Here is a 12,563-nt window from a genome sequence, read left to right as displayed (position 1 = left end):
AGCGGCGTATCCTCGGCACGGACCGCCGCCCATGACCGCCCCCACCGCCTTCCGCCAGCAGCTGCTCGCCGCCATCCCGCGGCTGCGGCGCTATGCGCGGTCGCTGGTGTTCGACAGCGCCACCGCCGACGACCTGGTGCAGACGGCGCTGGAGCGGGCGCTGAACCACTGGAACCAGTTCGACCCGCGGCGCGACCTCGTGCTGTGGCTGCTGGCGATCGCCCACAACGCCTGGCTCGACGCGCTGCGGCGCGACCGCCACCTCGACGTGCTGGCGCCCGAGCGCATGACCGAGGCGATGGACCGCGAGCGCAGCCACGAGCCCGACGTCGGCCTGCAGATCGACCTCGCCGACGCGCTGGCGCGCCTCGTGCCCGACCAGCGCAGCGCGCTGATGCTGGTGCTGGTGGAGCAGTTGAGCTACGCCGAGGCGGCCGAGGTGCTGCAGGTGCCCGAGGGCACCGTGATGTCGCGCGTGAGCCGCGCCCGCGTGGCGCTGCGCGCCTTCCTCGACGGCAGCGTGCGTCCTGCCGCCGCCGCGCGGCCCGACCTGCGCAGGGTGGTGTGATGAGCAGCAGCCACCGCACCGACTTCACCGACACCGACCTGTCGGCCTGGCTCGACGGCGAGGGCGACGGCCCGCAGCGCGAGCGCGTCGAGGCCTGGCTGCGCGAGCAGCCCGAGGCCGCCGCCCGCGTGCGGCTGTGGGCTGCCGACCGCGACGCGCTGCGCGCGCGCCTGGACCCGGTGCGCGGCGAGCCGGTGCCCGATCGCCAGCTCGACGTGCTGCGCGCCAGCGCGCGGCGCGGCCGCCGCGTGCAGGCCGCCATCGCCGCCAGCCTGCTCGTCACCGGCGGCCTGGTCGGCTCGGTGGCCACCTGGCAATGGCAGAGCCAGCGCACGGCCGCGCTGGTGGCCACCGCGCAGGCCGGCACGCCGGCCGGCTGGGTGCAGCGCGCGGCCTATGCGCACAGCGTCTTCACGCCCGAGCCGCGCCACCCGGTGGAGGTGCGCGCGCAGGAGGAGCACCTGGCGCGCTGGCTGACGCGGCGCATCGACATTCCGGTCAAGCTGTTCGACCTGCGCAGCGAGGGCTTCGAGCTGATGGGCGGGCGCCTGCTGCCCGACGCCAACGGCAAGAGCGCGCAGCTGATGTACGAGAACCCGCTGACCAAGGAGCGCGTCACCGTCTACCTGCGCAAGCCCGACGCCGACGCGCCCACCACCTTCCGCTACTCGCAGCAGGGCACGCTGGGGATGTTCTACTGGGTCGAGCCCGGCATCGGCTGCGCGCTCGTGGGCGCGCTGCCCAAGGAGCGGCTGCTGGCGCTGGCGCATGCGGTGTACCAGCAGCACGACGCGGCGGGCGCCGCCACGCCCCCGGGCACGACGCCGCCGGCACCTGCACCCGCACCCGCACCCACGCGCTGAGCGCCCGGGCCGGCCGCGCACGGGTGGCTGCCTAGAATCCCCCGATGCCCCTGAGCGACGCCGTCCCGCCCGGCCCGGCCCCGAGAGGCCGCGCCGCCGCGTGGTACCGCGCGGCCGTCGTCGTGCTGCTGGGCTTCGCCTCCGGGCTGCCGCTGGCCCTGACTGGCCAGGCGATGCAGGCCTGGCTGTCGGTGGAAGGCCTGGACGTCGCCACCATCGGCTTCCTGTCGCTGGTGGGCCTGCCCTACACCTTCAAGTTCCTGTGGGCGCCGCTGATGGACCGCTTCGACCTGCCGTGGCTCGGCCGGCGCCGCGGCTGGCTGGTGCTGACGCAGCTGCTGCTGGCGGCGGCGCTGTTCGCGCTGGCCGGCCTGTCGCCCAAGGGCGCCACGCAGGCCTTCGCACTGATGGCGGTGGCGGTGGCGTTCCTGTCGGCGTCGCAGGACGTGGTGATCGACGCCTATCGCACCGACATGCTGCCGCCGGCCGAGCGCGGCATGGGCGCGTCGCTGAACATCGCCGGCTACCGCGCCGCGATGATCCTGTCCGGCGGCATCGCGCTGATCTGGACCGACGCCCAGCAGGGCGGCGGCTGGACCTGGCCCGAGGTGTACCGCTTCATGGCCGGCCTGATGGTGGCCGCAGCGGTGCTGTCGGCCACGCTGCTGCCGCGGCTGCCGCCCCCGCCGCCGCTGCCGCCAGGCGCGGCGGCGCCCGGCGCGGCGCGCCACGACCTGCTCGGCTTCCTGGCGGTGGTGGCCGCGGTGGCGGTGGGCTACCTGCTCACCGACCGCCTGCTCGCGCCGGGGGTCCGCGCCGCGATGGCGCCACTGTGGCAGGGCAGCAGCCTGCCGCCCGCGCTGCAGGGACGCTGGGCCGACCTGGTGTCGCTGCTGGCGGGCATCGCGATCACGCTGCCGCTGGCGACCTGGGCCGCGCGGCGTGCCCGCTTCGACACCCTGCTGTCGGGCCTGTCGAGCTACTTCAGCCAGCGCGGCGCGGTCGCGTTCCTGGTGCTGATCGTGCTCTACAAGCTGGGCGACGCCTTCGCCGGGTCGCTGCTGACGCCCTTCCTGCTCAAGGCCATGGCCTACACGCCGGCCGAGGTGGGCGTGGTGAACAAGGTGCTGGGGCTGTGGCTGACCATCGCCGGCGCGCTGGCCGGCGGCGCGCTGATGCTCAAGCTCGGGCTGTGGCGCTCGCTGATGCTGTTCGGCGTGCTGCAGATGGCCAGCAACCTCGCGTTCTGGTGGCTGGCCGTCGGCGCCAAGGGCAGCCTCGGCGCGGTGACCATCCCGGCCTTCGACTGGGTGGTGGTCAAGCTGTCCGCGCCGACCCCGGTGGACGGCGCGCTGCTGGTGGCGGTGACGGCGGAAAACCTCTCCGGCGGCATGGGCACGGCGGCCTTCGTGGCCTTCCTGATGAGCCTGACCAACCAGCGCTTCACCGCCACGCAGTACGCGCTGCTGTCGGCCTTCGCGTCGGTGGGGCGGGTGTGGGTGGGGCCGCTGGCCGGCGTGCTGGCCGAGTCCATCGGCTGGCCGGCCTTCTTCATCGTGTCTACCATCGCGGCAGCGCCGGCGTTGGCGCTGCTGTGGTGGCTGCGGACCAGCGTCAGGGCGCTGGACGCCGCCCCCGAGGAGCCGTCCCGATGACCGCCGTTGCATCCACAGACTTCCGCACCGATGCCCACCTGGACCTGCCGCGTCTGGCCCATGGCCGCGGCTGCGCCTGTGCGCTGCACTCGCGCCGCCTGTTCACCGGGCTGATGGCCGCCGGCGCGCTGGGCGCCGCCGCCCCGGGCCTGGCCCTGGCGCAGCAGTCGGCCGCGCAGGCCGAAGAAGGCGTGCGCCGCGACGTCGGCAAGGAAAGCAAGTTCACCAAGCTCGTGCCGGCCGAGCAGGTGGAGCAGGCCGCCGCACAGCAGTACGCCCAGATGCTCAGGCAGGCCTCGCAGCAGCGCGGACTGGCGCCCGACGGCCATCCGCAGGTGCAGCGGCTGCGCTACATCGCGCAGCGCATGATCCCGTTCGCCGAACCCTGGAACCCGCGCTCGCGGCAGTGGCGCTGGGAGGTCAACCTGCTGGGCAGCAAGGACCTCAATGCCTTCTGCATGCCGGGCGGCAAGATCGCCTTCTACTTCGGCATCCTGTCGAAGCTGCAGCTGACCGACGGCGAGGTGGCGGCGATCATGGGCCACGAGATCGCGCATGCGCTGCGCGAGCATGCGCGCGAGCGCATGGGCAAGACCGCGGCCACGCGCATCGGCGCGTCGCTGGTGTCCAGCCTGTTCGGCCTGGGCGCCGCCGGCGACACCCTGCTCAACATGGGCGGGCAGCTGCTGACGCTGAAGTTCAGCCGCGAGGACGAGAGCGAGGCCGACATCGTCGGCATGGAGCTGGCCGCGCGCGCCGGCTTCGACCCCGGCGCCGGCGTCACGCTGTGGCAGAAGATGCTCTCCGCCAACAAGGGCGCGCCGCCGGAGTTCATGTCCACCCACCCGGCCGGCGAGACCCGCATCAAGGACATCCAGGGCAAGCTGCCCAAGGTGGAGCCGCTGTTCGCGCGGGCGCCGCGGCCCGACCGCAGCTTCGCACCGCCGTCGCCTGCGGCCAGCTGACGCCTCGGCCCGCGCGGAAAAGGCCCGGGTGAGCCTGCGCGTCTTCGTTCTCGGCGCCACCGGCACCATCGGCCGCGCCACCGTGGCCGCGCTGGTGGCCCGCGGCCACCGCGTGGTGTGCCTGGTGCGGCCCCGCGCCGGCGCAGGCGGCCGGCTCGCCCCCGACGCCACGCGCGCCCTGCTCCCCGGTGCCGAGCTGCGCTTCGGCGACCCCTGCGATGCCGCCTCGCTGGCGCGCGACGGCCTCGCGGGCGAGCGCTTCGACGTGCTGCTGTCGTGCCTGGCCTCGCGCACCGGCGCGCCGGCCGACGCCTGGGCGGTGGACCACCGGGCCCACCTGCAGGCCCTCGACGCCGCACGCGCAGCCGGCGTCGGCCACATGGTGCTGCTGTCGGCGATCTGCGTGCAGAAGCCGCGCCTGGCGTTCCAGCACGCCAAGCTGGCGTTCGAGCAGGCGCTGATGGCGTCGGGCATCGACTGGACCATCGTGCGGCCGACCGCGTTCTTCAAGTCGCTGTCGGGCCAGGTCGAGCGCGTGCGCCAGGGCCGGCCCTACCTGCTGTTCGGCGACGGCACGCTCACCGCCTGCAAGCCGATCGCCGACGAGGACCTGGCCGACTACCTGGCCGACTGCCTGGACCGGCCCGAGCGTCGCAACCGGGTGCTGCCCATCGGCGGGCCGGGCCCGGCGATCACGCCGCGCGAGCAGGGCGAGCGGCTGTTCGCGCTGCTCGGCCGGCCGCCGCGCTTTCGGCAGGTGCCCGTGGGCCTGCTCGACGGCATCGTCGCGCTGCTCGGCGCCGCGGGGCGCGTGGTGCCCGCGCTGGCGGCCAAGGCCGAGCTGGCGCGCATCGGCCGCTACTACGCCACCGAGTCGATGCTGGTGTGGGACGCCGCCGCCGGGCGCTACGACGCGCAGGCCACGCCGTCGGCGGGCAGCCGCACGCTGTGGGACCATTACGCCGCGCTGGCCCGCGGCGCCGCCGCGCCCGAGCGCGGCGATCACGCCGTGTTCTGACCCCGCTTTTCCCCCAAGGAGACAACGAGATGAAGCTGATCAACCGCCGCCTTGCCGTGCTCGGCGCCACCCTGCTGTGCAGCGCCGGCGCGATGGCCCAGGCCTACCCGAACAAGCCGATCCGCGCCGTGGTGCCGTTCGCCGCCGGCAGCGCCACCGACCAGATCGGGCGCGTCTTCGCCGAGAAGATGGCCGCCACGCTGGGCCAGCCGGTGGTGGTGGACAACAAGCCCGGTGCCAGCGGCATGCTCGGCGCCGACATCGTGGCCAAGGCCGCGCCCGACGGCTACACCATCCTCGTGGGCACCAACAGCACCAACGCGGCGCTGAAGTACCTGATGAAGAAGCTGCCCTACGACCAGGACACGGCCTTCGCGCCGGTGGGCTACATCGGCTCGTTGCCGCTGATGATCGCGGTGAACAACGACGTGCCGGCCAAGACACTCAAGGAGCTGGTGGACCTGGCGCGCGCCAAGCCGGGCGAGGTGAGCTTCGCCTACGCGAGCACGTCGCAGCAGGTGTCGGCCGAGATGCTGACCAGCATGGCCGGCGTGCGCATGAACCCGATCCCCTACAAGAGCGGCCCGGCGGCGATGACCGACCTGATCGGCGGCCAGGTGATGATGTTCTCGGCCGACTTCGCGGTGACGGTGCCGCAGCACAAGGCCGGCAAGATCCGCGGCCTGGCGGTCACCTCCACCAAGCGCGCGGCGGCCGTGCCCGAGCTGCCCACGGTGAACGAGGCGCTCGGCCTGAAGGACTACGAGCTGATCGCCTACTTCGCGGTGTTCGCGCCGGCCGGCACGCCGCCGGACGTGATCGCCAAGCTCAATGCGGCGATCAACGCCGCTGCCGCGAGCAAGGACGTGCAGGACAAGTTCGCGCCCAACGGCTTTGCCGTCGAGCCCGGCACGCCCGAGGCCCTGGCCCAGCGCAACAAGCTGGAGACGGCCAAGTGGGAAAAGGCGATCCGCGAGGCAAAGATCGAGGCGCAATGAGCGAAAGGGGCGGCCCGCCGCGGACCGCCCCCTCCACCCCCGGACCGGTCAGCGCACCGGGATCCGGAACAGCGTCACGGTGCCGCCCTCGGGCAGGGTGAGCACGATCGAGCGGCCGTCGGCCGCGATCGTCGCCGTGGTCTGGAAGACCGCATCGGCCGGGTCCACGGTGCTGTCCCACAGCCCCGTGCAGCCAGTGGTGTCCAGCGTGCGGGGGCCGATCGCCAGGGCGCCGGTGGCCGCGTTGAACGTGTAGGGCGCCGCTTCCACGCCCGGGGAGCCCTGTCGGCTCGCCGCGCACGGGCCGCTGGTCTCGGCATACGGATGCACCGAGATCATCCGGCCGCTGGGCAGGAACGCGAAGGTCGGCGCGGCCAGGTCGGTGGCCGACGTCGACCACACCCCGACGAGGCCCGAGCCGCTGTCAGGGAAGCGCTGCACCGACTCCGTGACGCCATCGATCGTGCGGGACAGCGTGTCCGCTGTCACCGCGAAGGTGGAGTTCGCCAGGTTGTGGGAGAAGGTGTCCTCGCCATTGCTGTCGACCTGCAGCACGCGCTGCGCGCGGCCGTTGCCGTCGATCTCGAACCAGCCCAGCTCGACGCCCGGCTGGGTGCGGCCGGTCGGCGCGTCGGTGATTGCCGTGACATAGCGGCCCGACGCGTCGAACCGCAGCAGGCCGGCGCCGGCAGCGTCCTCGAAGAACCACACGCCGGCCAGGCGACTGGCGTTGGCGGCCTTGGCGCCGGTGAGCGGCTGGGGCGCGTCGGTGGGCGCGATCACGGGCAGGCGCAGCTGCTCCAGCACCGCGTTGGCCGCCGGCAGGTTCAGCCGCACCGAGGCGTTGACCGATCCCACGCGCAGCCGGTAGCCGAACCACACCTGGCCACCACGCTCCACGAACACGCGCTGCGTCGCCATCGCCTGCGCGGCGGGCGGCAGGTTGGCGAAGGTCATGATGCGGGCGTCACCCAGCGGGGCGATCGAGAAGGTGCCGGTGCCCAGCGGCGTGCAGTTGCGCGACGCGGCGTTGGACGTGCGCTGCAGGCACGACAGGTAGAGCGTGGCGTGGCCGCCGGTGAAGGCCACCCGCAGCAGTCGGTTGGTGGTGTAGTGCGTGCCGGTGCCGGCGGGCGGCGGCGTGTTGCCGGACAAGGTGCCCAGGCTGACGCTGGTGTTGCCCCAGATCTCGTTCGGGTCCAGGCTGGTGCCGTTGGCGTCGGTCGTCGGCCCGAAGATGCAGGGGCGGCCCGGGTTGCGCTCGACCATCAGTTCCAGCGTGATGCCCACGGTCTGGGTGGTCGTCGCGGCGCAGGCGGGTGAGCCGGTGCGGCCGTCGCCGCCCTGCGACACGTCGGCCGTCGCCACGCCCACGCGGTTGCTGTCCACCGTGTTGTAGGTCACCGCGCTGTCGGTGATGGTGTTGGTCTGCAGCACGAGGCGCGAGCCGGCCGGGAACACGCCGTTGCCGAGCAGCGCGACGTCGGGCAGGGTCCACACGCCCACGAGGCCGGCTTGCTGCGCGGCCGGCAGCAGACGGTTGGTCCACACCGACGCCAGCGACTGGCCGGCGATGTCCACGTCCGCGCGCTGGCTGGTGCCGACCTCGTGGCGGTCGCAGAAGGTGTAGGTGCCGCGCCCCTGGGCGTCGCGCACGCTGCTGCGGTCGCGCTGGCCGACGCGGCAGTCCACCCAGGCGCTGCCGTTCCAGTGCAGCTCGGGATTGAAGGTCCGCGCCACGGTTTCGGCCACGCCGCGCTGCGGCAGGTTGGCATAGGGCGCCATGCGGGTGCGCAGGCTGTAGTAGCGCGTCTGGCCGTTGGCGTCCGGCGTGCTGTCCGCCTCGGTGCTGACGTTGGCGCGATAGAACCAGTTCTGGGCGTCGGTGTACTGCAGCGCCGGCATGTTGGCTCCCGCCGACGGCGCCCCCACGGCGACCTGCGGCAGGCGCACCAGGCACGCATCGAAGCGGACCTGCTCCGGCGTGTAGGCGATCTGCGCCACGACCTGCGCCGCAGCGGCGATCACCGCCTGCTCGCGAGCCGTGCCCGTCAGCGCTGCCAGGGTCGGGTCGGCCGCCGCGGCACCGATGCTGGGCAGCGCGGCGATCACGCGGGCCTGCACCGCCCGGGACACGTCGGCCTGCGTCACCGGCGCGCCGGACAGGTCGGTCTGGCCGACGGCCGAGGCCACGGCGGCCGCCTGCTGCTGCGACGTCTGCAGCACCAGCTTGGCCGTCAGCGCGGCACGGGCGTTGTCGGCGTTCTGCGCGGCGGTGAAGTCGGCCAGCGGCGACACCGGCAGGCCCGCCTGCGCCTGCACGAAGGCCGCGGCGTCGGCTCGGGTCTGGCCCGTGGCGTCCATCTGCTGCTGCACCAGCGTGGTCAGCGGGCTGACGAACACCGCCTGCGCGCCGCCGCTGCCGGTGGCAGGCGCCACCAGCACGAACGCCGTGCCCACGGGCTGGCCGGTGTCGGCGTCGACCGCGCTGGCCGGCACCTCGACGATCAGGCGGTGCCGTCCGGCGACGGCCGCGTCGACCTGGATGGTGAAGTTGCCCGCGGCGTCGCTGGGCGACGCGCTGCGCGGCTCGCCCGTGTCGCAGGCGCGGCTGTCGTTGAGGTCGTAGCAGGCGGTGGCGCCCTGGATCGGGCCGACGGCCACCCGGCCCGGCAACGTGACCGCGCTGGCGGCGGGCGGCGCGTCGTCGCCACCGCCGCCACCGCCGCCGCAGGCTGCGGCCAGCACCGCGAGTGTCAACGCCCCCGCCGAACGAAACGTCCGCCTTCTGGAATCGATGTTCATGTCTTGTGCTCCATGCAACGGACACACCGCGTGTCCAGGGTGCGGTTTGTAGGAGGGCCATCGCGCGTGCACATCCTCCGCGCTGCGGCGAGTGTCAACGCCCCCGCCGAACGAAACGTCCGCCTTCTGGAATCGATGTTCATGTCTTGTGCTCCATGCAACCGGACACACCGCGTGTCCCGAGGCCGGTTGTAGGCAGCGCAGGCACCGCCGGCATCGGCTGGCGGGGGGATGAAGGCGCCCGACGTCCTCTCGTTTGTGGACACCGCTGGCGGTCGACACACCCTGCGGGGCGTGTCCTCCACCAGAATGCGGACGCAGGCCCGCCCTCGCGCCGCTCCATGACCGACCCAACGACCACGGACTTCTGGACCCCTCCCGAGCCGACCCGGGCCCGGCGCGCTGTCGTCATCGTCGACGTGGTGGAGTCCGTGCGCCGGATGCAGGAGGACGAGGCCGGCTTCATCGACGTCTGGCGCGGCTTCGTGCACCACGCCCGCGCGACGGTGCTGCCGTCCCATGCGGGGCGCCTCGTGAAGAGCCTGGGCGACGGCATGCTGCTGGAGTTCGAGCATGTCCGGCAGGCCGTGGCCGCCGCGCTGGCCCTGCATGCATTGGCGGACTCGATGCCATCGGGGCTGGCGCTGCGGATGGGCCTGCACGAGGCCGACGTGGTGATCGACGCCCTCGACATCTATGGCCAGGGTGTCAACCTGGCCGCCCGCCTTGCCACCCTGGCCCGCCCGGGCGACGTGGTGCTGTCCGATGCCGCGCGGGACCAACTGCTCGACGGTTGGGACGCGGAGATCGAAGACCTCGGCCTGTGCTACGTGAAGCACATCGAGGGTCCGTTGCGGGCGTTCCGGGTCCGGTCGTCGCGGCCGGCCACGCGACCGCCGACGACCGACGGTCCCGAGTCCTCGCTGGTGCCCACGCTGGTGGTGCTGCCGCTGTCGATCGACGCCGCCGACGAGGCGGACCGGGCCGTCGCGCGCGTGCTCGTCGACGACCTCGTGGCCACCCTGTCGGCCTGCAGCGGGTGGCGCGTGCTCTCGGCACTGTCGTCCAGCGCGCTGGCGGACCGGCGGTTGTCGTCGGCCGACCTGTCGGGCAGGCTGGGCGCCGACTACGCGCTGTCGGGCTCGCTGGTTCGGCAGTCGGGCGCGTTGCGCCTGAGCCTTCAGCTGACGACCGAGGCCGATGGCGAGCCCGTGTGGACGCGCGAGGCCTCGCTGTCGGTCGACGATCTGCTGACTTCGGAAGACCGGCTGGCATGCCGGGTGGCGCGCGAGGCCTCGCAGGCCGTGCTCCTGCTGGAGTGGCGCAGTGCCCGGGAGGCCGCGCTGCCATCGCTGCGCGGGTATTCGCTGCTGCTGCATGCGATCTCGCTGATGCACAGGGTCGCGTCGGACGAACACCAGCGATCGTTCCTCGCCCTGGAGCATCTCGTGGAACGCCACCCGCGCGCCGCGGCGGCCCGCGCCTGGATGGCCAAGTGGCACTTCCTGCAGCTGCCCCAGCGCCGCTCGCGAGATCGCGACGCCGACATTGCCCGGGCGCGCAGCCACATCGGACGCGCGCTCGACCTGGATCCGGCCAACGCGCTGGCGGCCGCCCTGCAGGCTCACCTGTGTTCCTACGTCGACCGCCAGCCCGCGGCGGCCCTGGCCGGCGTGGATCTCGCACTGCGTCACAACCCCAGCGAACCCCTGGCGTGGCTGTTCCGCGGTAATGCACTGGCCCTGCTGGGCCGGGGCCCCGAGGCCGTCGAGGCGGCCCAGCGCGCCTGCGCCCTGTCGCCGCTGGACCCGATGGCCTACTTCTTCGACACCTTCGCCTCGCTGGCGCTGCGGATCGCCGGGCGCCACGAGGAAGCGGTCGCCCGGGCCCAGCGCTCGCTGCGCGCCAACGCCACCCACCTGCCCGGCTGGGTGCAGCTGATCCTGGCCCAGGCCGCGTACGGTGACCTCGACGGGGCCCGGCGCAGCGCCGCCGCCTACCTGGCGCTTCAGCCTGCGGCATCGGTGCAGCGCTATGTCGATTTCCACGCCGGCGCGGACCTGACCCAGGTCGCCCGAGAGGCCCAGGCACTGAGAGAGGCCGGCATTCCCGCATGAGCCCCGCCCTGACCGGAGGCTTCCCCCTTACCCACCAACCCCTGCAGGAGAAGACGCATGTCCCTCGATCCCCTTGGCACCGGCGAGCCGCCCCTGCGCCCGCCTTCCGGTCGAACCCTCGGCACCGGTGAGCCGCCGCTGGGCCCCCAGAGCGTGACCATGAAGGGCACCGGGGAGCCGCCGCAGGGTTCGATCAACCGCGCACTCTGGGAGGTGCGACGCGGCGAGAAGTCGGACATCGATCCGGCCCTGCATGCCGGCAACGCGGCACTGCACGCCTACCTGGTCGACGGCCGGCACGGCCAGCGGCCAGTGCCCGCGCGACGAGGCGGTGGCCGGGTGGACCGCGGACAGCAGTCGGCACGCAACTGGCTCTTCACCCTGGCCCGTGACCTGGAGTCGATGATCGTCGTGGACGTCTCCGCGCCTTCGGCCAGCGTGACGCTGCAGGGGGCTGCCGCCTGGAGCGCCACCGTGCCCAGCGACATCGAACTGGCGCGGCAGGCCCGCGACTGCCTGGACCGGGCCGCGGAGCCGAAGGACGCCGGGCGACTGGTGGAGGTCATCGCGCAGGCCACCCGGCTCGAACTGACGCTGGCCCTCGAAGCCGGGCTCGAGCCGGACTTCCATGACCGGACCGTGGAGCTGATGGAGCTGGTGTCTGCGGTGGTCGCCGGGCCGCTCTACCGGATCAAGCACGGGCTGAACGTGGCGCGCCCGAGCGTTGTCCTGGATCTGCCCGACCTGCCCTGGGTGCCGGTACCCGGCCACGCCAGCTTCCCGAGCGGGCATGCCACCACGGCGCATGCACTGGCCACCGTGCTGATCGACCTTCTGGGGGCGAACGCCGACCAGGCCCGCTACCTGGGGGCGGTGGCAGAACGCCTGGCCGACAACCGCATGGCCGCGGGCCTGCACACCGTGGCGGACACCGAGGCCGGGACGCGGCTCGGGCAGGCCCTGGGGCGATGGCTGCTGTCGCCCGGTCTGCGCCAAGCCGCGCCGCGCTGGGGCCAACTGGTCGATGCCTGCAGAGGAGAACTGAAATGAAGATCCATGCATTCGCCATCGCTCTCGCGGTGGCCGCGCTGACCGCGGGCTGTTCCACCCGGCCGCCGGTGCAAGCCAGTCAGGTCGAGGTGGATGCCGCGCTGAGGCAGCTGCTCGACGCCCTCGAGGCCGCCAAGGTCCACCAGGCAGGCCAGGGGCGGCCGGCGAGTCTGCTGATCAGCGAGGCATCGGTCACCCTGGCACTGGCCGTCAAGGAGGGCGACAAGCAGAGCCTGGTCATCGCGATGCCCGGAGCCCCGGGAATTCCGGGGCTGACCTTGACGCCGTTCGACCGGTCTCGTGAAACCGCAGCGACCCATACCGTGACGGTCAAGTTCACGGGGATCATCAACGCTTCGTTGAAGGACACGCTGCTTGAAGGCGTTCGGGACTCGGTGAAGATCAAGGAGGGCGAGACCCCCGAGCAGGCGGTGGCCAGACTGAAACGCGCGCTCGAGGCCTTGTCGGGCACGGGGCCCGCCTTCATGCCATCTCGGTGAAGGGCCCGCGCGGCGCGCCGGCCT

General features: G+C 73.1%; 10 protein-coding genes. 9 read left to right on the top strand and 1 reads right to left on the bottom strand.

Features of this window, described 5'->3' with window-relative positions; genetic code table 11:
- The first annotated feature begins 31 nt into the window (after positions 1-31).
- Genes AC2EAQ_RS12945 through AC2EAQ_RS12920 form a run of 6 tightly spaced genes read left to right on the top strand, consistent with a single transcriptional unit; the run spans position 32 to position 6,067 of the window.
- Positions 32-568 carry a sigma-70 family RNA polymerase sigma factor gene (locus AC2EAQ_RS12945; protein ID WP_484644546.1) on the top strand — a complete coding sequence of 179 codons (537 nt, stop codon included), beginning with the start codon at positions 32-34 and terminating at the stop codon, positions 566-568.
- Entirely contained in the window at positions 568-1,431 is an 864-nt protein-coding gene (locus tag AC2EAQ_RS12940) for an anti-sigma factor family protein (protein ID WP_484644542.1), read from the top strand. The genes AC2EAQ_RS12945 and AC2EAQ_RS12940 overlap by 1 nt, the downstream gene beginning before the upstream one ends.
- 44 nt (positions 1,432-1,475) lie before the next feature.
- Positions 1,476-3,086, top strand: coding sequence for an AmpG family muropeptide MFS transporter (locus AC2EAQ_RS12935; protein ID WP_484644539.1), 1,611 nt, complete (start codon positions 1,476-1,478; stop codon positions 3,084-3,086).
- On the top strand, positions 3,083-4,051 hold the full coding sequence (locus tag AC2EAQ_RS12930) for a M48 family metallopeptidase (RefSeq protein ID WP_484644537.1): 969 nt from the start codon (positions 3,083-3,085) through the stop codon (positions 4,049-4,051). Before AC2EAQ_RS12935 ends, AC2EAQ_RS12930 begins: the two co-directional genes overlap by 4 nt.
- 28 nt (positions 4,052-4,079) lie before the next feature.
- Positions 4,080-5,069 (top strand): NAD(P)H-binding protein, encoded by a 990-nt coding sequence (locus AC2EAQ_RS12925; protein WP_484644534.1) that lies wholly within the window; start codon positions 4,080-4,082, stop codon positions 5,067-5,069.
- 29 nt (positions 5,070-5,098) lie between these two features.
- Positions 5,099-6,067 carry a Bug family tripartite tricarboxylate transporter substrate binding protein gene (locus tag AC2EAQ_RS12920; protein WP_484644532.1) on the top strand — a complete coding sequence of 323 codons (969 nt, stop codon included), beginning with the start codon at positions 5,099-5,101 and terminating at the stop codon, positions 6,065-6,067.
- A 48-nt stretch (positions 6,068-6,115) separates the two neighbouring features.
- Here the strand turns inward: AC2EAQ_RS12920 and AC2EAQ_RS12915 are convergent, their stop codons facing one another.
- Positions 6,116-8,872, bottom strand: a complete 2,757-nt coding sequence (locus AC2EAQ_RS12915; protein ID WP_484644530.1) for a hypothetical protein — start codon at positions 8,870-8,872, stop codon at positions 6,116-6,118.
- A gap of 341 nt (positions 8,873-9,213) precedes the next feature.
- Here AC2EAQ_RS12915 and AC2EAQ_RS12910 point away from each other — a divergent pair, with 341 nt between their 5' ends.
- The 3 genes from AC2EAQ_RS12910 to AC2EAQ_RS12900 are packed head-to-tail and all read left to right on the top strand — an operon-like array spanning position 9,214 to position 12,539.
- Positions 9,214-10,989 carry a hypothetical protein gene (locus AC2EAQ_RS12910; RefSeq protein WP_484644528.1) on the top strand — a complete coding sequence of 592 codons (1,776 nt, stop codon included), beginning with the start codon at positions 9,214-9,216 and terminating at the stop codon, positions 10,987-10,989.
- Positions 10,990-11,046: 57 nt separating this feature from the next.
- Positions 11,047-12,039 carry a phosphatase PAP2 family protein gene (locus AC2EAQ_RS12905; protein WP_484644524.1) on the top strand — a complete coding sequence of 331 codons (993 nt, stop codon included), beginning with the start codon at positions 11,047-11,049 and terminating at the stop codon, positions 12,037-12,039.
- Positions 12,036-12,539, top strand: coding sequence for a hypothetical protein (locus AC2EAQ_RS12900; RefSeq protein WP_484644518.1), 504 nt, complete (start codon positions 12,036-12,038; stop codon positions 12,537-12,539). The genes AC2EAQ_RS12905 and AC2EAQ_RS12900 overlap by 4 nt, the downstream gene beginning before the upstream one ends.
- Positions 12,540-12,563 lie beyond the last annotated feature (24 nt).

It is taken from the genome of Aquabacterium sp. T101, assembly GCF_057219775.1.
This window is presented reverse-complemented; position numbering and strand designations above follow the sequence as displayed.

Bases quoted from the DNA above. Each gene is read 5' to 3' on its own strand.
- AC2EAQ_RS12930 (WP_484644537.1), top strand. From the start codon at position 3,083: ATGACCGCCGTTGCATCCACAGACTTCCGCACCGATGCCCACCTGGAC.
- AC2EAQ_RS12910 (WP_484644528.1), top strand. From the start codon at position 9,214: ATGACCGACCCAACGACCACGGACTTCTGGACCCCTCCCGAGCCGACC.
- AC2EAQ_RS12905 (WP_484644524.1), top strand. From the start codon at position 11,047: ATGTCCCTCGATCCCCTTGGCACCGGCGAGCCGCCCCTGCGCCCGCCT.
- AC2EAQ_RS12940 (WP_484644542.1), top strand. From the start codon at position 568: ATGAGCAGCAGCCACCGCACCGACTTCACCGACACCGACCTGTCGGCC.
- AC2EAQ_RS12900 (WP_484644518.1), top strand. From the start codon at position 12,036: ATGAAGATCCATGCATTCGCCATCGCTCTCGCGGTGGCCGCGCTGACC.
- AC2EAQ_RS12915 (WP_484644530.1), bottom strand. From the start codon at position 8,872: ATGAACATCGATTCCAGAAGGCGGACGTTTCGTTCGGCGGGGGCGTTG.
- AC2EAQ_RS12935 (WP_484644539.1), top strand. From the start codon at position 1,476: ATGCCCCTGAGCGACGCCGTCCCGCCCGGCCCGGCCCCGAGAGGCCGC.
- AC2EAQ_RS12945 (WP_484644546.1), top strand. From the start codon at position 32: ATGACCGCCCCCACCGCCTTCCGCCAGCAGCTGCTCGCCGCCATCCCG.
- AC2EAQ_RS12920 (WP_484644532.1), top strand. From the start codon at position 5,099: ATGAAGCTGATCAACCGCCGCCTTGCCGTGCTCGGCGCCACCCTGCTG.